Origin of the sequence: Arthrobacter sp. HY1533, from assembly GCF_027568515.1 — a bacterium.
GTDB lineage: Bacteria > Actinomycetota > Actinomycetes > Actinomycetales > Micrococcaceae > Specibacter.
Genome location: NZ_JANKZF010000024.1, coordinates 58,375 through 76,610 on the forward strand (window position 1 = coordinate 58,375; position 18,236 = coordinate 76,610).

General features: G+C 65.7%; 14 protein-coding genes. 6 read left to right on the top strand and 8 right to left on the bottom strand.

Going from position 1 to position 18,236, the window contains the following annotated elements; all coding sequences use genetic code 11:
- The first annotated feature begins 6 nt into the window (after window positions 1–6).
- Window positions 7–924 (top strand): DMT family transporter, encoded by a 918-nt coding sequence (locus tag PCK14_RS16040; protein ID WP_269939517.1) that lies wholly within the window; start codon window positions 7–9, stop codon window positions 922–924.
- Here PCK14_RS16040 and dnaB read toward each other — a convergent pair.
- Both dnaB and PCK14_RS16050 read right to left on the bottom strand, forming a co-directional pair.
- Window positions 921–2,303, bottom strand: a complete 1,383-nt coding sequence (dnaB, locus tag PCK14_RS16045) for a replicative DNA helicase (RefSeq protein WP_269939518.1) — start codon at window positions 2,301–2,303, stop codon at window positions 921–923. The two genes, PCK14_RS16040 and dnaB, sit on opposite strands and share 4 nt — an antisense overlap.
- Before the next feature lie 447 nt (window positions 2,304–2,750).
- The gene (locus tag PCK14_RS16050; RefSeq protein ID WP_269939519.1) at window positions 2,751–7,157 is read right to left on the bottom strand and encodes a glycosyl hydrolase family 95 catalytic domain-containing protein; all 4,407 of its coding nucleotides are present in this window, start codon (window positions 7,155–7,157) and stop codon (window positions 2,751–2,753) included.
- A 227-nt stretch (window positions 7,158–7,384) separates the two neighbouring features.
- Between PCK14_RS16050 and PCK14_RS16055 the strand changes: the two genes are divergently transcribed.
- Window positions 7,385–7,837, top strand: coding sequence for a DUF1801 domain-containing protein (locus PCK14_RS16055; RefSeq protein ID WP_269939520.1), 453 nt, complete (start codon window positions 7,385–7,387; stop codon window positions 7,835–7,837).
- An 87-nt stretch (window positions 7,838–7,924) separates the two neighbouring features.
- Here the strand turns inward: PCK14_RS16055 and rplI are convergent, their stop codons facing one another.
- The 4 genes from rplI to rpsF form a co-directional block, all read right to left on the bottom strand.
- Window positions 7,925–8,374, bottom strand: coding sequence for a 50S ribosomal protein L9 (gene rplI / locus PCK14_RS16060; RefSeq protein WP_269939521.1), 450 nt, complete (start codon window positions 8,372–8,374; stop codon window positions 7,925–7,927).
- A 15-nt stretch (window positions 8,375–8,389) separates the two neighbouring features.
- Window positions 8,390–8,629, bottom strand: a complete 240-nt coding sequence (gene rpsR, locus PCK14_RS16065; RefSeq protein ID WP_007269381.1) for a 30S ribosomal protein S18 — start codon at window positions 8,627–8,629, stop codon at window positions 8,390–8,392.
- A 91-nt stretch (window positions 8,630–8,720) separates the two neighbouring features.
- Entirely contained in the window at window positions 8,721–9,323 is a 603-nt protein-coding gene (locus PCK14_RS16070) for a single-stranded DNA-binding protein (RefSeq protein ID WP_269939522.1), read from the bottom strand.
- A 62-nt stretch (window positions 9,324–9,385) separates the two neighbouring features.
- The gene (gene rpsF / locus PCK14_RS16075; RefSeq protein ID WP_269939523.1) at window positions 9,386–9,691 is read right to left on the bottom strand and encodes a 30S ribosomal protein S6; all 306 of its coding nucleotides are present in this window, start codon (window positions 9,689–9,691) and stop codon (window positions 9,386–9,388) included.
- A gap of 280 nt (window positions 9,692–9,971) precedes the next feature.
- On the opposite strand from rpsF, the gene PCK14_RS16080 reads away from it, so the two are divergent.
- The 3 genes from PCK14_RS16080 to PCK14_RS16090 are packed head-to-tail and all read left to right on the top strand — an operon-like array spanning window position 9,972 to window position 15,435.
- Window positions 9,972–11,429 carry a DUF3375 domain-containing protein gene (locus PCK14_RS16080; RefSeq protein WP_269939524.1) on the top strand — a complete coding sequence of 486 codons (1,458 nt, stop codon included), beginning with the start codon at window positions 9,972–9,974 and terminating at the stop codon, window positions 11,427–11,429.
- Window positions 11,426–12,124, top strand: a complete 699-nt coding sequence (locus PCK14_RS16085; RefSeq protein WP_269939525.1) for a DUF4194 domain-containing protein — start codon at window positions 11,426–11,428, stop codon at window positions 12,122–12,124. The genes PCK14_RS16080 and PCK14_RS16085 overlap by 4 nt, the downstream gene beginning before the upstream one ends.
- Window positions 12,121–15,435, top strand: coding sequence for an ATP-binding protein (locus PCK14_RS16090; protein WP_269939526.1), 3,315 nt, complete (start codon window positions 12,121–12,123; stop codon window positions 15,433–15,435). The genes PCK14_RS16085 and PCK14_RS16090 overlap by 4 nt, the downstream gene beginning before the upstream one ends.
- A 22-nt stretch (window positions 15,436–15,457) precedes the next feature.
- Here the strand turns inward: PCK14_RS16090 and PCK14_RS16095 are convergent, their stop codons facing one another.
- Entirely contained in the window at window positions 15,458–16,297 is an 840-nt protein-coding gene (locus tag PCK14_RS16095) for an EamA family transporter (RefSeq protein WP_269939527.1), read from the bottom strand.
- Window positions 16,298–17,149 carry an alkaline phosphatase family protein gene (locus tag PCK14_RS16100; protein WP_269939528.1) on the bottom strand — a complete coding sequence of 284 codons (852 nt, stop codon included), beginning with the start codon at window positions 17,147–17,149 and terminating at the stop codon, window positions 16,298–16,300.
- A gap of 76 nt (window positions 17,150–17,225) precedes the next feature.
- Between PCK14_RS16100 and PCK14_RS16105 the strand changes: the two genes are divergently transcribed.
- Window positions 17,226–18,083: a LysR substrate-binding domain-containing protein gene (locus tag PCK14_RS16105; protein ID WP_269939529.1), complete on the top strand. Its 858-nt coding sequence runs from the start codon at window positions 17,226–17,228 to the stop codon at window positions 18,081–18,083.
- Window positions 18,084–18,236: the final 153 nt, after the last annotated feature.

Sequence of the window (18,236 nt, forward strand, 5' to 3'; positions counted from 1 at the left end):
GTCGACGTGTCATTGCTCCTTGTTGCCCTCGTGTGGGGCAGCAGTTACCTGGTGACGAAGGGCCTCAGCGCGGCAGCCAGCGTCCCGGCATTGCTGGGCTGGCGGTTTCTGGCAGCCACGGCCGCGCTGGGCTTCCTTTGGTGGTGGCGGGTGCGGCGGGCGCCGGGTCGCGCCGAGCTGCTCACGGGGGCGGTACTGGGACTGACCCAGGCGGCCGTGCTGTTCCTGGAAACGTTCGGCGTGGCCCGGACGCAGGCCAGCACCGCGGGATTGATCATTTCTCTCACGGTGATTTTCACGCCCCTGCTGGATGCCGCGGCTGCGCGGCGCTGGCTGCCGCCGCAGTTTTTTGTGGCCGGAGTGGTTTCCATCGTGGGGGTTGCCCTGCTGACCTCGGGCGGGGGCTTTCGCAGCCCCCAGGCGGGTGACTTGCTCATGCTGGCAGCAGCCGTGGCCCGCGCAGTCCATGTGAGCCTGCTGGGCGCGCTGACAGCGGGCCGGCCCTACAGCTCCATCACAGTGACGCTCATCCAGTCCGCGGTGTGCGCCATGATTGGCATCGCGCTGGACCCGGCGGGCATGTTCAGGGCAGCTGCCGGCTTCTCCCCTGCCGACTGGGCCGGCGTCCTGTACCTGGGCTTGGCGTGCAGCGTATTCGCCTTTGTCGTCCAGCTCTGGGCCGTCAGGCGCACCTCGGCATCCCGCGCCAGTCTCCTGATGGGCACCGAGCCGCTCTGGGCCGTGCTGCTCGGCGTGGCGGTGGCCGGTGAACACTTGGGCTGGCCGGGCGCCGTCGGCTGCGCCTTGATCATCGGGGGCTGCTGGGCAGGCCAAAAGGTCGAGGCCCGCTTCCGTGCGGGAGCTGTTGTGGATCCGGAACCTGCCGGAACCACCCAACAGCTGCGCGCCGGCACCGGCAGCTAGTACCCGCCCCCGCCGGAGTCGCTGGCCATGTTGGCGAAGCGCGAGTAGTGGCCCTGGAAGCCGACCACGATGGTCTTCGTGGGGCCGTTTCGGTGCTTGGCCACAATCACATCGGCTTCGCCGGCACGGGCGGATTCCTTGTCATAGATGTCCTCACGGTGCAGCAGGATGACCATGTCGGCATCCTGCTCAATGGAGCCTGATTCACGAAGGTCCGACACCATGGGCTTCTTGTCGGTTCGCTGCTCGGAACCACGGTTCAGCTGTGACAGTGCCACCACGGGAACCTGCAGTTCCTTGGCCAGCAGCTTCAGGGCGCGGGAGAACTCGGAAACTTCCTGCTGGCGGGACTCCACGCGCTTGCCGGAGGACATGAGCTGCAGGTAGTCAAGGATGACGAGCTTGAGGTCGTGCTGCTGCTTCAGGCGTCGGCACTTGGCCCGGATCTCCATGAGTGACATGTTGGGTGAATCGTCAATGAAGAGGGGCGCCTCGTTCATCTTGCCCATGGTGGTGGCAATCTTGGACCACTGGTCGTCCTTGACGGTTCCCTTGCGGAGGTCCTGCAGGCTGATGGTGGCCTCAGCGGAGAGCAGGCGCATGGCAATTTCATTGCGCCCCATTTCCAGCGAGAACACCACTGTGGCCATGTTGTGGTCGATGGCGGCCGAACGGGCCCAGTCCAGCGCGAACGTGGACTTGCCCACGGCGGGGCGGGCCGCGATGACAATCATCTGGCCCGGGTGGAGCCCGTTGGTCAGGTCATCAAATTCGTAGAACCCGGTGGGAACACCTGTCATGCCTTCGCCCTTGTGGCCGGAAGCCTCAATCTCGTCCACGGTGGATTCCATGACGTCCTTCAGGAGCACGTAATCCTCGGTGGTGCGGCGTTCGGCCACGGCAAAGATCTCGGCCTGCGCGGCGTTGACGGTGTCTTCGACCTCACCGTCCTGGGCGTAGCCCATCTGGACGATCTTGGTTCCGGCGGTGACAAGCCGGCGCAGCACGGCCCGCTCGGCAACGATCTCGGCGTAGAAGCCGGCGTTGGCCGCTGTGGGAACAGATTGGATGAGCTGGTGCAGGTAGGCGGCGCCGCCAATTTTGGTGATCTCACCGCGCTTGGTCAGCTCGTCGGCGATGGTGACGGCATCGGCGGGCTCGCCGCGGCCGTAGAGGTCCAAGATGGCCTCGTAGATGCTTTCGTGGGCGGGCCGGTAGAAGTCGTTGCCGCGCAGCACCTCAACCACGTCCGCGATGGCGTCCTTGGAGAGCATCATGCCGCCAAGGACACTCTGTTCCGCCACTAGGTCCTGGGGTGGTGTCCGGGCAAAGTCCGGCTCGCGGCTGGATGTGCCTGTTTCTGCGGCTGGTGCCGACATTCTGGTGCCTCTTTCTGCCCTGCTGGCGGGCTGTCCCCGCCTGGTGGCGGAGCGATATGTGTGCTGCTGCCGCTCATGCCAGCTGACGGACGGCTAGGACGCAATTGACCTTGCCGGCGCGGAGAGCTCAATTGCAACGTTAGACGCTGTGGGGGCATCCACCAACCCCGTTGTCCACCCCATCTGTGGATAACCGGTGCATTAACTGCCCCAGCTTGTGCACAGGATGGGGACAAGACTGTGGACAAGTTGTTGACTTGATGGCAAAAGCGCCTCTGACCTGCACAAATGCTTTCCACTGGTTGTGGAAAAGGTTAATTTTGCCCACAATGTGGCCCATCGGCCCATACTGTGGAGCGGCCCCCAAACAGCCGCGCCGCCGCGGATATCCACAGAGATATGCCTCACTGTGGATATCGGCGGCGGCGGGACGGCCCCGGGTCGCGCCTATGCGCGCTTGGGCATGTACCTCTTCCGGCTTCTCACGACGAGGAGCACGCCAACTGCAAGAATCAGCAGTCCGAATGCCACCGCCATGGCGACTCCGGTGGAGCCTGTGCTGGGCAGTTCGTCCACCCCGTCAACGCCGGGGACCGCAACGGCGGATTCCATCGCCGTGATGAGAACGGGAACCACCACGGCATGCTTGGAGGCCTGGCCCGTCAGGGTGACGGTGTGCTCACCCAGGGCGAAGTCCACGGGGACCTTCCAGCTGACGCTGACCTTGCCCTTGGCATCTGCCGTGTAGCTGCCCATCGCCAGTGGCGTCGAGCGGATGACTGCCACAACTTGCTCGTTCGGCGTGAAGCCTGCGCCGGTGACCACCAGCTTGCCACCCCGCGCCGCGGCCACCACAGCGGCACTGCCCGAGGTTTTCGTCGCGGATGCGGTGGCCGTGTTGGAGGGTCCCGCACTGTTGCTGGGCTGAGGCGACGCGGAGGCACTTGTGGACGGACCGGCGCTGGGCTCCAGGGTGGGATCAACCGTGGGCTCAAGGGTCGGTGCAACAGTGGGTTCCACGCTGGGTTCCACGGTGGGATCCACCGTGGGTTCAACGGTGGGCTCCAGCGTCGGGGTTGCCGACGCGCTCGGTGTGGGAGTGGGTGTGGGATCGGCAATTCGCTCGCTGGCCACAAACTCGCCACAGGCAATCCACTTTTGCTCGTACGAGGTTACGCCGGTCATGCGCACGTAGCGGGCCGGTGAGCCATTCAGCGCGACACTCTGGACCGCTGTGGTGTTCGCCCAGGTGGCGGGCACGGCGGCTGCCCAGGTGGTTCCGTCCAGGCTGGTCTCCATTGTGACGTCCTTGATCCGGCCATTGGCCGAGTCGCGTCCCTGGCACCCTGCGGAGACCAGGTTGCGGCTCTTCCCCAGGTCGATGGTGACCCAGTGCGGGGGCGGCGTGGAACTGGCGCTCCATGCGGTGCTCCAGCCCGGTTCCTTGTTGCAGTCCACCAGGTTGCTGGCCGGGCGCTGCTCCGCCGCAGTTTCCTGGCTGCTGAAACCGGTCACAGTCATGTCGCTGCACAGCACTGGGGCAATGGTTCCCCCGGCCGGCCCTGTGGGGGTGGCTGTCGCGGTGGCAGTGGGCGTGGGCGTCGGCGTGGGGGTCGGCGTCGTGCCGTCCCCAACCGCCTTGCGGGCATTGAATTCGCCGCAGGTGACCCACTTGTTGGCATTGGGACCATCACCCAGGGTCTCGATGCCAGTGAACTTCACGTAGCGGGCTTCGACGCCCCCGAGCTGGATCCACTTCGCGTCCGTGTTGTTGGCCCAGGTCGCAACGGTCGGCGCGCTCCAGGTGGTGCCGTCGATGCTCGTGGCCATGCTGGCCTTGGTGATCCGGCCGTTGAGTTGCGGGCGGGGCGTGCAGCCGGCCGCCGTGAGCTTCATGGTTGAGCCCAGGTCAACAATGGCCCAGTGCGGCGGCGGTGTGGAGTTTGTGCTCCAGGCCGTGTGCCACGGGGTGTTGGCATCACAGTCGGTCATGTTGGTGCCGCGGCCATTTTCACTGGCAGTCTCTTCGCTGCTGACGCTGGTTACGGCCATGGCCGTGCAGGGCACCACCGTGGGGTCGGTGACAACAATGCTGTGCTCGGCCGTCAGGGTGCTGCCGCCGCTGCTCAGCGTGGCCACCACCTTGGCTGAGCCCAGCGGGGCCAGTGACGGCTTGACCTTGAAGGTGGCCTGCGCCGTGGTGCCCTGCGCAACCGCAGGGGTGGCCGCCGTCGCCGGTGCAACGGTCCAGCCCGCCGGAACCGTCAGCTTCAAGGAACCTGCCGCGAGGGCAGCACCGGGTGCGTTGACGTTGACCTTGAGGTCGAATTCGGAGCCGCCGGCGATCGATGCAGGTGCCTCGATCGTGGTGTTTGCGGTGGCGGCAATCAGGTATTTCTGCCCCCCAACGGCGTTGAAGGTGACAACCCCGTCCACCACGGCCGGGGTTGCAACGGCAGCCCCAGTGGTTTCATTCTTGATGCTGAACTTGCCGTCGAACATGCCGGAACGGACAGACAGGGGGCCGGAGGAAGCAGGCTGCAGGACCGCGCCTGTGGCGGCGCCGCCGGCCCAGGAAAGGCCAACCTCAACATTGCCGCGGGCCTTGAGCCCGGAAACGGCGCCCGTGGCCCAGTTGGCGGGAAGCGCCGGGAGCAGGTCGATGGCGCTCGATTGGGACTGCAGCAGCATTTCCGCAACACCGGAGGTGGCCCCGAAGTTGCCGTCGATCTGGAACGGCGGGTGCGCATCCCACAGGTTGTCGTAGACGTTGTTCTTCAGCAGCGCCGAGAGCATCTTCTGGGAGCCGTCGCCGTCGAGCAGTCGGGCCAGGAAGCTGATCTTCCACGCCTTGGACCAGCCGGTCGCGCCGTCGCCGCGGGCATCCAGGGACTTGCGGGCCGCAGCTGCCAGGACGGGATCGTTGCGCACGTCAATTTCATCGCCCGGGAAAAGGGCGAACAAGTTGGAGGCGTGGCGGTGCTGGTTCGTGGGGGTGTCGATCGAGGTGTTCTCGATCTTCCACTCCTTGATCTGGCCCCAGGAGCCCACGGCCAGGCCCGGGTCCATCTTGTTCAGGGTGCTTGCCAGTGAAGCCTGGAAGGCGGTGTCCGTGTTCAGTTCCTGGGCTGCCTCAAGGATGTCCTTGAGCAGGTTGACAACAATTTGCTGGGACATGGCGGCGCCGGCAGTGAAGGGTCCCTGCTCCGGGGAGTAGCTCGGCGTGACCACCAGGCGGTTGTTGTCGTGCGGGTCCGGCTGCAGGTTGTGGATCCAGAATTCGGCGGCGCCCTTCATCATGGGGTAGGCCTTGTCCGCCAGGTAGGTCTTGTCGCCCGTGAAGGCGTAGTGCTCATAGACCGGCTGCATCATCCAGGCTGCGGCCTCGGGCATCCAGAAGGACTCGGCCCAGTCATGCACCCCGGTGAAGCCGAAGATGTTGGTGTTCTGGTTGACGATCCAGCCGGGCGAATCCGCACCAAAGATGGACTTGGACGTGACCTTGCCGGGCTCAACCAGGGCTTCCATGAAGTCGTTGAGCGGCTCGGCCGTCTCGGACAGGTTGGTGACCTCGGAGAGCCAGTAGTTCATCTGGAGGTTGATGTTGGTGTGGTAGTCCGCCTGCCACGGCGGGGTGTTCCTGTCATTCCACAGGCCCTGCAGGTTCGCCGGCAGTGAGCCCGGGCGGGAGCTGGCAATCATCATGTAGCGGCCGTAGTTGAAGAACAGAGTCTCCAGCGCCTTGTCGGCCTCCGAACCGTTGCCCTTGTACGCAGAGCGCAGCGTGTTGGTGGGTACACCGGCGGGCAGGTGGCCGCTGAGGTTCAGGCTCATGTTGTCGTACAGGCCCTTGTAGTCCGCGATGTGCGCGGCCTTGACGGCGTCGTGGCCCTTGGCAACGGCACCGTCGACGGCGGCCGTCACGGCCGCGTGCGGGTCAACGCCGCGGTACGTGGGGTAGTTGTCCTTGTAGTCCGTGCCCATGGTCATGAACATGGTGGCGCTCGTGGCGCCGGTGACCTTCAGGTCGTTGCCCTCCACGGTGACAGTGCCGCCGTCGGTGACCACATGTGCCTGCATCTCATACTTCAGGCCGTTGTCGGCAACTACGCCCTTGACGGTGATGCGGTTTCCTGCGGCGGTCTGCACGGCACCGTTGGGTGAGGTGAAGCGGGTGGTGAAGTTGATTTCCCCGGCACGGTCTGCGGCGAAGCGCGAGACCAGGACGTTGTCCGGGTAGGAGGAGAAGAAGGACCGCTGCACCTTGGCGCCGTTGCCCTTGGTGTAGCTGACACCGGCGACGGCGTTGCCCAGGTTGAGGTCGCGGCGGTAGTTGCTGGTTCCACTTGCGTCGGGGACGTCAAAGTAGAACTGGCCAAAGTTCAGGTAGGAGCCAAAGCCAGGGATGACCCCGCCCGGCAGGCTGTAGGAGGGGATGCCGAGCTTGCTGGCCACGGCCCCCGGGTTCATGGAGCCATTGGCCGTGATCTCGTCGCGGACTTCCTTGAGCTTGCCGTTCTTGGAGCCGTCGCTGGGCCAGTTGCCGCCCGTCCAGCCTTCCTTGGAGCCTGGCCCGCCGGACCACAGTGAGTCCACGTTCAGGCTCAGGCGTTCGCTGGCAAGGCCACCAAAGACGTTGGCGCCCTGGTGACCGCCGCCGATGGGCAGTGACTGGGTTTCCCAGTTGGCGGCCGGTGCCGAGTACCAGAGCATCTGGTCGGACTCGGGAATTTGTGAGCCGGCCAGGATGCCGGCGGCCGTGGCGGATGCGGCTGTGGATTCGGCGGCGTTGGCACCGCCAACAGCGGTGAATCCGGCCCCCGCAACAATGGCCAGGGCGCACACTGCGGCCATTGGCTTCGCGAGTGCAGTACGTAATTTGGGCAGAACCATGATCCCTCAGCTGTGAAGCCGGCAGACCGGTGGACATTGGCTCCCGGACGCACGGATGATATGGATAACACGATGACCTGGATCACACTAATACATCCGATGTCTAAACGTCCATAGATGAACGGCTGTGACAACCGTGCAGGCATTCCCGGACGGCACTAGACTGCTGGCAACGTCAGGAGAACACCATGGGCAACAACCAGGCCAACAAGACAGCACCCACGCCAGTGGACCCGCGGGAATTCATTGCCACGGTGGACACCACAGAGGCACGACGCCGGGACGCCACAGTGCTGCTGGAGATGATGCAGGAGATCACCGGCCAGGAAGCGCGGATGTGGGGGCCCAGCATCATCGGCTTTGGCGAGTATCACTACAAGTACGCCTCCGGGCGGGAAGGCGACTCCCCCGCCGTCGCATTTTCACCCAGAAAGGCCAGTCTTGTGGTTTACGGGCTCAACTACGCCCCGGACGCCGCGCCGCTGCTTGAGCGGCTGGGAAAGTTCAAGCACAGCGTGGCCTGCGCCTACATCAGCAAGCTCGACGACGTGGACCTGGACGTGCTGCGCGAGCTCATTGCCATGACGTACCACCACTCCACCACGGCAGACATCCAGTCTCTGCAGTCACAGCGGCCCTAGCCGGCCGCAGCTTCCGCAACCCGCAGAACACCAAAAAGGCCCGGCCCCCAAACGGGGACCGGGCCTTTTTGAAGCGTGAAGCGGGTGTTAGCCTGCTACAACGTTCAAGGTGATGACAGCCGAAACATCGTCGTGGAGACGAAGGGTTGCGGTGTGCTTGCCGGTGCTCTTGATGTGAGCAGGCAGTTCAACCTTGCGCTTGTCAATGGTTCCCAGACCTGCAGCGGCAACAGCCTTTGCAACGTCGTCGGCCTTGACGGTGCCGAACAGACGACCGGAGTCGCCTGCCTTGACCTTCAGGACAACAACCTGGGCCTGGAGAGCAGCAGCCTGGGCCTGAGCGGCCTCAATGGTTGCGTGTGCGTGAGCAGCACGTGCGGCCTTGATGGTCTCAACCTGCTTCTCACCGCCCTTGGTCCAGGTCAGTGCGAAGCCGCGGGGCAGAAGGAAGTTACGTGCGTAACCGTTCTTCACCTCGACGATGTCGCCGGCGGCACCGAGGCCGCTTACTTCGTGGGTCAGAATGAGCTTTGCCATGTTTAGTTATCTCCCTTAACCGCGGCCAGCGCCGGAGTAGGGCAGCAGTGCAACTTCGCGGGCGTTCTTGATTGCCTGTGCGATCTTGCGCTGCTCCTGGACGCTGACGCCCGTGACGCGGCGCGCACGGATCTTTCCGCGGTCAGAGATGAACTTGCGCAGCAATGCTACGTCCTTGTAGTCGATGACAGTGATGTCAGCGGCCTTCAAGGGGTTGGACTTTGGTTTGGGCTTACGGAGTTCAGCCTTAGCCATCGTGGAGCTCCTTAGTATTAGTGGAGCCCGTGGATATTAATCCGCGGGATGGAGTGCGTACGGCGGTTGCCGCACTAAAATATGTGTTTGTTTAGAAGGGGGGCTCGGAGTTGTCCGGGCCCGCGCCCCAGCCGCCGGTTGATCCGCCGGGCGTTGCCCAGGGATCTGCCGCCGGTGCGGATTGCTGCTGCTGGCCGCCGCCCCAGGGAGCGTTGCCGCCACCCTGCTGGCCGCCGCCGAAGCCGCCTCCACCGGCGTTGCCGCCGCCGAAGTTTCCGCCCTGGGCGCCGTTGCCTGCGCCAAAGTTGCCGCCACCCTGACCGCCGGAGCGCTGGGTGCGGTTGACCTTGGCGTTGGCGTAACGCAGCGAGGGGCCGATCTCGTCGACCTCAAGCTCCATGACGGTGCGCTTTTCGCCTTCTTTGGTGTCGTAGGTCCGCGACTTCAGCCGGCCTGAAACAATCACGCGGGTGCCCTTTGTCAGGGACTCGGCAACGTTTTCGGCCGCTTCGCGCCAGATCGACGCGCGGAGGAACAGCGTTTCGCCGTCCTTCCACTCGTTGGACTGGCGGTCAAAGGTCCGCGGAGTCGACGCAATGGTGAAGTTCGCTACTGCTGAACCGCTCGGGGTAAACCGAAGTTCGGGGTCACTGGTGAGATTACCAATGACCGTGATAGTGGTTTCGCCTGCCATCTGCTCCTGCTTCCTGCTTGGTGTTTTCCTACAAAGAAAAAACTAAAAAGTGTTGGCCGAAATTACTCGGCAACAACCTTCTGCTCTTCCGGACGGGTGATCTTGGTGCGCAGGATGGTCTCGTTGATGCCGAGCACGCGGTCAAGTTCCTGGGCGGTAGCAGGCGTAGCGGTGAAGTTCACCACTGCGTAGATACCTTCGGACTTCTTCTGGATGTCATAAGCCAGGCGGCGACGGCCCCAGATGTCAACCTTTTCGATGGTTCCACCATCGTTGGTGATGACATTCAGGAACTTCTGCAGCGACGGCTCAACGGTACGCTCATCAACATCGGGGTCGATGATTACCATCAGTTCGTAAGGACGCATATGTGAACCCACCTCCTTTGGTCTAGGCGGTTACGGCATTTCCGTAACAGGAGGTTCATTTGCGGTGCCTGTCCGGCACACGCCCACCGTGAAGTGGGTCCGGTGCCAGCACAGACTTATCTATCCTACCGTAAGTACCGCGCCGCACACCCGCCCCTGTGGGTAAGCCTCGCCACATCCGGATCCCCCGCCCCGCGAGTCTGCGCTTCCCCGGCCACCTGCGCCGAAACGATGCCTTAAAATGGAACGATCCCCCGCACCCCTGCCGAAAGTCCCTGCCATGCGCCCATCAGATAGTGCTGTTGCGCACTGGCACGCGCAAAAGCAGCTGCGTCACAGCCCCGCCTGGAAGCTGCTGCAGGGCGCCCCGTGGACGGCTGCGTTCCTGCGGGCCGAGTTCACGGCAACCCGCCAGCGTGTGGCACTCGAGGAGTTCCACGGCAACCTGGCCGATTTCATGAAGGAACTGCGCGGGGAAAACTTGAGCCTCAATGAGGCCTGGCAGGCGTCCCACTACGCGGATTCCTGGGTGCGCAGCCAGTTCCTTTCCCGGCCCATGGTGGACGGGAAGTTCTACTACGAACCCACGGCGGACACGGCCCGGGTGCTGGCGTTCATGGACACGCTGACTGGTTCACGCACCAACCTGAACAGTTCCCGGCTCAGTACCCTGCTGAACAGCATCGAGACGCTTTCACTGCAGAGCGATCCCAACCCGGAATCCAGGATTGCCGCCCTCGAGGCAGAAATTGCCGAACGTGAAAACGAGATCGCGGCACTGCGGGGCGGCGCCAGCCCCGCAGTGCTTTCCGATGATTCAGCCGTGGCTGCAACCCGCAGCGTGCTGGATTTGGCAGCGAGCCTGCCGGCGGACTTCAAGCGCATGCGCGACGGCGTCGAGGCCATGCTCCACTCGATCCGCACCGAGATCATGGAATCCTCCGTGACCAAGGGTGTTGCCGTGGGCCAGGTGCTGGCCGGTGACAAGGCCCTGCGCGGCACGGTGGAGGGCGAGACCTTCCAAGGCTTCACGGAGTTCCTCAACGACCCCGTCCAGCAGGCCCGCTTCCGGCAATCCGTCAATGAGGTCCTGGAGCGCGATTTCACGGACCAGCTCAGCTCCGAGGAACGGGCCAACCTGGCCTCGCTGCTGCGCGAGATGCGGCGCCAGGCCGCTGACGTGCATGCCATCTACGGGCGGCTGTCCGAGAGCCTGCACGCCTATGTGCAGTCGGCGGAGTTCCGGGAATCGGTGCTGTTGCGCAAGGCAATCCACGCGGCTGAGCAGGCCGTGGCCAGGGCCCCGCTCGGTGCACGCACAGGCGTTGTGGCGCCCCTGCTGTACGCCCCGGCCTTTGAAACGCTGGCCGGGCTGGGCATCTTCAACCCCGAGGACCATGTTCCGCCGCCCAAGTTGGCCGCACCCCCTGAGCTCAGCGACGCGGACATCCACCGCACCCCCGTGACGCCGGCGCCGGACATGCCAGCCCTGCACGACGCCGTCGGGCGGGCCCGGGCGGTCCGCGGCGGCAAGGCGACACTCGCCGATGTGTACGCATCACTGCCGGCGGAACTGCACCACATCAACACCATCCGCGGCCTCATTCTGGCCGCCCGCGGCTCCGGCGGCGGCGTGGACCCCGAAGCCACGCAATTGCTGGAATTCACCCAGATCGACGGCAGCACGCGCACCGCCAGCGTCCCCCTCTTTACCTTCACAAAGGATTCCGCCCCATGAGCACCACCTTTGAAGCGGCCGCCGCGGCCCGGCCCGGCAGTCCGGAGCGCGCCCTGTTCGACGGCGACACCGGCTCGTTCCCGCTGGAGCTGCGCCAGGCCCTGGTGCGGCTGCTCCGCGGGCCCTACATTGACGGTGCGGCGGAACCCGCACTGTGGACCACCATCTTGAACCACACAGTGTCGCTGCAGCAGTACCTGAGTGAGATCTTCCTGCTGCTGACCGTTGACCCGGATCGCAAGATCGCCCTGCTGTCGCCCGCCGGCGTTGACGCCGTCCACACCCAGCCCATCGTGGCCCGCAAGCCGCTGCGCCGCGAGGAGACGCTGCTGGCATTGCGCCTGCGCGTCCTGCTGGACCGCCATGCGGGGACGGGCACGGACGTGGGCATCTCCCGCGCCGGCGCCCGGGAGATCCTGGCCGAACACCGCCAGCCCGGCAGCGTCGATGACAAGCGGCTTGACGAACAGACCGACGCGGCGCTGGCCCGGCTGCTGAACCTCAAGCTGATCGTGCCCACCGAGCTGGCCGGCGAATACCGGGTCAGCAATGCACTTGCCCTGGCCCTGCCCTTCGATTCCATCGACCAGATCCCGGCCTACCTGGCGGCCCTGGACAAGGACACGGGCGACGCCCTTGACCTTGAACCTGCCGGCGACGACCAAGAAGAATCCGCCGAGGAGATCCTGCCATGAGCATTGCAACCACCCTGCCCATCGGCGGGGAACTGAACCCGGGCCAGTTCCGCCTCAGCCGCATCCAGATCATCAACTGGGGCACCTTCCACGGCCGCCACAGCATGTACGTGGACCGTGCCGGCACGCTGCTCACGGGCCATCCGGGCGTGGGCAAGTCCACGCTGTTCGACGGCATCCAGCACATCTTCTACGCGGCACCTCGCCTGAACGAGTCGGCGCATGAGGCCTCCAACCGCAAGGACCGCCGCACCACGTTCAGCTACATGCGCGGGCGCAAGATCAAAACCGGCGACGGCGTGGTGTACCAGCGTCCCAGCGCCACCTGGTCGGCCACAGCCCTCGTGTTCGAGGACGGCCTGGGCCGGCACGTCACCATTGCCGCACTGTTTGACCTGCCGGCCAACGGGCTCGAGGGCCAGGTAGGCAAGCACTACGTCATCCACGACCGGCCCCTGGACACCGAGGCACTGGAAAACCACGGAAGCCGCCGCTTCTCGCCGTCGTCCCTGCATGCTGCACTTCCCGGGGCCGAGGCCTTCGACGTGCACAAGACCTTCGCCGAGCGGTTCCGCCGCAAGCTGGGGATCCACAACGACAAGGCCTTCAGCCTGCTGCGCACCCTGCAGAACGGCAAGGGCCTGGACAAGGGCGTCAACCGCTTCTTCCGCTACGAGGTCCTGGACAAGCCGGCCACCCTGGCCGCCGCCGCGGCGGCCGTTGAGGACTTCAACCACCTCAGTGGCATCTACCGCCAGCTGGAGGACGCCCGCGGCCAGCGCGACGCCCTGGAACCGGTGCCCGCACTGCACGAAAAGCTGCAGGAGCTGGGCCAATCCCATGACCGCACAGTTGAGCTAAAAAACAATCGGCTGCCCCAGTTGCGCCGCCACTTCCAGGCGGAGCTCCTCGCCGCCCGGGCAGTGGCCCTGGCCGAGGCACGGGACGGCAAGCACCAGGAGATCCAGGCCGCCGCGGCCGCCAAGGACAGTGTTGCCGAGGGTGTCGCGTCACTGGCCGCCCAGCATGCCAGCCATGGCGGGCAGGCCATCGAGGCCCTCGAAAAGGACATCCGTGCGGCCAAGCGGGACCTGGCCGAGCGCCAGCGCACGGAGGCCGCCGTGCGGGACGACCTCGCCGCAGCGGGCCTGGGGGCGGACTGGTCCCCCGCAGGGTTGGCGCAGGCGCGCACCTCGGCAGCGGCCGGCGTCGAGCAGCAGCTCGCGGACACCGAATCCGCCCGCACACTGGAACACCAGGCCGTGGCCGCCAGCGTGAACCTCAAGGCCCAGGAACGTGCCCTGCGCACGGAAATTGATTCCTACCAGCGCCGCGGCTCCAACATCGATCCGCGCAGCGCAGCGGCCCGCCGCGCCATTTGCGCGGCCACGGGCCTGGAACCGGCGGACATGCCGTTTGCCGGCGAGCTGGTGGACATCGCCGGGGCGCACGCCAAATGGCGCCCGGCCGCGGAAAAGGTGCTCCGCTCCCTGGCCACCACGCTGCTCATCCGCGGCGCCGACATTGCCGCCGTCACAGCGGCCATCGACGCCCTGGACGGGCTGGGCAAGCTGCGCTGGATCAACCTCGGCGTGCCCGCCCGGCCGGCCAAGTCCGGGCGGAACCACCTCGCCACGAAGCTGGAGTTCCACGACTCCGACGCCGGCAACTGGCTGCGGGAGAAGATCACGGGCGACTTCGCGTTCACCTGCGTGGACAGTGACGCGCAGCTGCATGCCCACCCCAAGGCCCTGTCCCTGGCAGGAACTGTCAAGGTCAGCGCCGCCGTCTTTGAACGGGACACGCGCACCATCAACCCCGGCGACCACCTGCTGGGCTTCAACAACGCGGCCAAGATTGCGGAGCTCCAGGAGCAGGCACAGGCGCTTGCTGCCCAGCATGCACAGTCGGAGGCCACTGCCACTCAAAGCAGCCTGGCCAAGGAACAGTCGGCCCGCCGACTGGCCGCAGTGAAGCGCATTGCCGCCGACGAGAGGCCCTTTGAACAGTTGGACTCTTCCGGCCCGGCCTCCGTGCTGGAAACCCTGCTGGCCACGCTGGAGCAGACCATTGCCGGCAGCGACGCATTGGCCAGCCTGCGCGAGGCCCTTGCCGCCGCCAATGCCGAGCTCGAGGCGGCCGTGGGACGCATTGCGGTGTTGCACCACGACGCAGCTGGCCTGGAGAAGGACCTTGCCGACGTGCAGGCCGTTCTGGCTACGGCAAGTGGTGGCGACGCGGCCGCCACGCCGGCCGGTGGCGCGGAGGAGTGGGCGCAGCAGGCCCTTGCCCCGTACCTGGCCGACGGCGGCCCGGCCTCGCTCGAGGAGCTGGAAGTGCTGCTGGGGCGCATGGCCGTGGACCTGGGCGAGCGCCTGGCCACCATCAAGGAACGCCAGTTCCGCACCGAGGGCGCGCTCAGTGACATCTTCAAGGCCTTTGCCCGGCAGTTCGGCCCCGTCCTGAGCGCCAGCCATGGCACGGGGGCCGACGCCGCCGAGCACTATGTGGAGTTGTTCCAGCGGATTATTTCCGACGGCCTGCCCCAGCGCCAGGAGGAGTTCCGGGAGTACTTCAACAACCGCTCCTACGAACGCTTCTCCGACCTGCTGCAGCTGCTGGAGGAGGAGCGGCGGTCCATTGAGGAGCGCATCCTGCCGCTGAACCAGATCTTGGCCGACGTGCCCTTTGAAAAGGGCAGCCGGCTGCGCCTGGAGGTGCGGACCACCATTCCGGACGAGGCACGCGCCTTCCGCCAGGAACTCAAGGAGGCCCTGGGCAACGCCTATGCCAAGGCCACCGAGGAAACCATGGCCGCGAGCTACCAACAGCTCGAGCGGCTGGTCAACGCGCTGGCCGACCCCGCCCTTGCACACTGGGCCGACACCGTCCTGGACGTGCGCCAGCACGTCACCATCAGCTGCAACGAGCACCGGCCCAACGGTGAAATTGAGCTCGGGCTTGAGCCGGGCACCCTGTCCGGCGGCGAGGGCCAGCGCTTCACCTCATTCATCATGGGTGCGGCACTCGCGTACCAGCTGGGCATCGATGTCCAGGGCTACAGCACCTACGGAACCGTCATGATCGACGAGGCCTTCATCCAGGCCAACTCGGAGTACGCCGGCGCCGGCATCAACGCCCTGCAGGAATTCGGCTTCCAGCTGCTGCTGGCCGCACCCGAGGACAAGGTGGATCTGTCCCGCCACCTGGGCTCGGTCACGGACATCATCAAGCACCCGCAGGCCAACGTCTCGGGCTTCGTCTCCACCGGCCAGTCGCCCGCCACGGCAACCGACATCATCCTTCGGTAGGCCGCGGCGGGCCCTGGCGGGTTCAGCCCAGCTGGAGGGCGAGAATGCCGGCGAGTGCCGCCGTCGTCCATGCCATGCGGGCCTTGGAGAACTTCTCGCCAAAGACCACAAAGCCAATGACGCCCGCGAGCAGCACCGATGACTCGCGCAGGGCAGAGACCAGGGCCAGCGGGGCAAGGTTCTGGGCCCACACCACGATCCCGTAGGCCAGCATGGAACAGAGGCCGCCCACGGTTCCGACCTTCCAGTTGCTGCCCAGCGCGGCCACGAACGCCGTGCGGTCGGGCGCGGTGAGCCAGCAAACGGCCGGCAGCACCATGCCCTGGAGCAGGAACAGCCAGGCAATGTACGCGAAGGGGCTGCCGGACTCCCGCACGCCCATCCCGTCAACCACCGAGTAGGCGGAGATGCACACGCCGGTCAGCACCGCGAAGGCAACCCCGGCACGGCTGCCCCCTTTTCCGGCCATGGCCAGCGCCAGCAGTGAACCGCCGACGACGGCCACCCCCGTGACCTGCAGCGGACCCAGGTGCTCCCCCAGGAACGCAACGGACACAACAGCCACCAGGAGAACAGCCAGGCCGCGGGCCAGCGGGTAGACCTGGCTGAAGTCGCCGTGCTTGTAGGATGCCGTGAGCAGCAGCAGGTAGCCCGTCTGCAGGCAAGCAGAGACGGCAATGAAGGGCCAGGATGCGGGATCGGGCAGGCCAAAAATGGCGACCCCCGCAATTCCCGACACCAGGTAGACCAGGGCGATCAGTGTGGCGGAGGCCAGCCTGTCCGGGATGGATTTCGCCATGGCATTCCAGCTGCTGTGCAGCAGGGCCGCCAGCAGGACCAGCGCCGTGACGGCAGGTGCCATTTAGCGCTGCCCGAAGGGAACGCCGGCCAGGCCGTGGTGGTCGGCACCAAAGGTGGCCAGGACCTGCACGGCAATGTCGGCATGGTCGAGCGCCTTGATGCCGTCCGGCAGGCCCGGGCCCGAGGCCAGCATCCACGCCGTGCGCTCCTCGTCCGAGTCGCCGCCGTGGCCGCCCTCGTCCAGGTGGCCGTGGTCTGTCACCACGATGACCGTCCATTCCTCCTGCGCGCGGGTGGGGCGGGAGTCAATGGCGTCCAGCAGCAGGCCCAGGCGGGCATCGCAACGCTCAATGCATGCCGTGTATCCCGGGCCGGTTCCGTGGTTGTGGGCGTGGACGTCACCCTCACCAAAGTAGACAAAGCTGGCAGCCAGGTCCTCGGCCGCGAGGCGGGCGGCGGCATGGGCGGCGATTTCATCGTCCGCCGCAATCCAGCTTTCGCTGCTGTTCTCAGCCTCGGGGTCCACGGGGTTAACCCAGCCGCCGGAGGAAAAGAGGGGGCCGCACTCGGTCTTGGCCGCCAGCGGAAACCAGCTGGCCGCGATCATGGTCGCAAGGCCGGGACGCTGCGCCCGCAAGAGTGCGGTGAAGTCTTCAAAGGCCGCGAACCCGGGCGGCTGTTCCTCGTTTCCTTCAACCCCGTGCTGGTCCATGTAGACGCCAGTGGCCACGGTGGCCCAGACAGGTCCGGAAATGGTGAAATTCTTCTCGTGGACGCGGACGGGGAGCAGGACGCCAGCCTCGCTGAGGCGGTCCATGACAGGCGTGTTTGCGGCAAGCAGGGAGTCGTGGCGGATGCCGTCCATGCCGACAACCAGGACGTGGGGCGAAAGTACGCTTGATGGGTTCTTCACCGTACAAAAGTACCGAGCATCGGCCGAATTCGTTTCGTTTTATTGACCCAAGCTATACGACTCATAGAATTCACCTATGAACCTGAACCACCTGCGCGCCTTCCACCTCGTGGCCCTGCACGGCAGCTACACGGCGGCAGCCGCGGCTGCCGGTGTCAGCCAACCAACTCTCTCCGAACATGTCCGGAAACTGCAGCTGGAGCACGGGACGTTGCTGCTGCACCGCTCTGCCGGTGGCATGGAGCTTACGGGCCAGGGAACGGCACTCCTGGAGGCCACGCTGCGCCTGTTCGGTGCCGAACGCGATGCTGAGCGGCTGCTGTCCCCCGGCAGCGGGCGCGCCCGGGGAATCTTGCGCTTTGGCGCCGATGCGCCGATCCATGCCGTGCCCGCCCTGCGGCGCCTGCGCGAATCCCATCCCGGAATACAGGTCTCCCTGCACAGTGGGAACTCGGCGTCCATCCGCAATGCGGTCGCAGACGGCTCGATGGACATCGGCATCGTGGCGGATCCGGCCGCCGGCCCCTTCTTGTCGGTACGCCAGTTGACCAGCCAAGACCTGGTGGCCGTGGTGCCGCAGGAATCCAGCCTGGCCAGGCGCAAGTCCATCCGGATCCGGGAGCTCCAGGATACGGCGCTCGTCATCCGGGAACAGGGATCGGTCACCCGCAGCGCCACGCAGGCGGCGCTGGAACGATGGCGGGTGGCTCCCTCGCAATTGACGGAAGCCCATAGCCGTGAGGCGGTGGAGGCCGCCGTGCTGGCCGGCCTCGGCACGGGGTTGCTGGGCGAGGCCGAATTCAGTCACGACCCACGCTTGTCGCTGGTGGACTTTGCCGACGGGCTGGAACCCATGAGTGAATATGTAATCCACAGAGTCGACCGGGAAGGTGAGGCGGTGGTTGCCGCTGCCCTCGAAGCGCTCCTGGGGTAGCGGGCAGTGCTGCTGTTTGTTTGTTAAATGCAGGGAGGCCCCGCACCGTGTGGTGTGGGGCCTCGACCTGTTTTTGGTGTTGTCCGGCGGTGTCCTACTCTCCCACATCCTCTCGAATGCAGTACCATCGGCGCTGTGGGTCTTAGCTTCCGG

What these genes read in the sequence shown, in the direction of transcription:
- dnaB (WP_269939518.1), bottom strand. Translation starts at nt 2,303, where the DNA reads ATGTCGGCACCAGCCGCAGAAACAGGCACATCCAGCCGCGAGCCGGAC.
- PCK14_RS16050 (WP_269939519.1), bottom strand. Translation starts at nt 7,157, where the DNA reads ATGGCCGCAGTGTGCGCCCTGGCCATTGTTGCGGGGGCCGGATTCACC.
- PCK14_RS16055 (WP_269939520.1), top strand. Translation starts at nt 7,385, where the DNA reads ATGGGCAACAACCAGGCCAACAAGACAGCACCCACGCCAGTGGACCCG.
- rplI (WP_269939521.1), bottom strand. Translation starts at nt 8,374, where the DNA reads ATGGCAAAGCTCATTCTGACCCACGAAGTAAGCGGCCTCGGTGCCGCC.
- rpsR (WP_007269381.1), bottom strand. Translation starts at nt 8,629, where the DNA reads ATGGCTAAGGCTGAACTCCGTAAGCCCAAACCAAAGTCCAACCCCTTG.
- PCK14_RS16070 (WP_269939522.1), bottom strand. Translation starts at nt 9,323, where the DNA reads ATGGCAGGCGAAACCACTATCACGGTCATTGGTAATCTCACCAGTGAC.
- rpsF (WP_269939523.1), bottom strand. Translation starts at nt 9,691, where the DNA reads ATGCGTCCTTACGAACTGATGGTAATCATCGACCCCGATGTTGATGAG.
- PCK14_RS16080 (WP_269939524.1), top strand. Translation starts at nt 9,972, where the DNA reads ATGCGCCCATCAGATAGTGCTGTTGCGCACTGGCACGCGCAAAAGCAG.
- PCK14_RS16085 (WP_269939525.1), top strand. Translation starts at nt 11,426, where the DNA reads ATGAGCACCACCTTTGAAGCGGCCGCCGCGGCCCGGCCCGGCAGTCCG.
- PCK14_RS16090 (WP_269939526.1), top strand. Translation starts at nt 12,121, where the DNA reads ATGAGCATTGCAACCACCCTGCCCATCGGCGGGGAACTGAACCCGGGC.
- PCK14_RS16095 (WP_269939527.1), bottom strand. Translation starts at nt 16,297, where the DNA reads ATGGCACCTGCCGTCACGGCGCTGGTCCTGCTGGCGGCCCTGCTGCAC.
- PCK14_RS16105 (WP_269939529.1), top strand. Translation starts at nt 17,226, where the DNA reads ATGAACCTGAACCACCTGCGCGCCTTCCACCTCGTGGCCCTGCACGGC.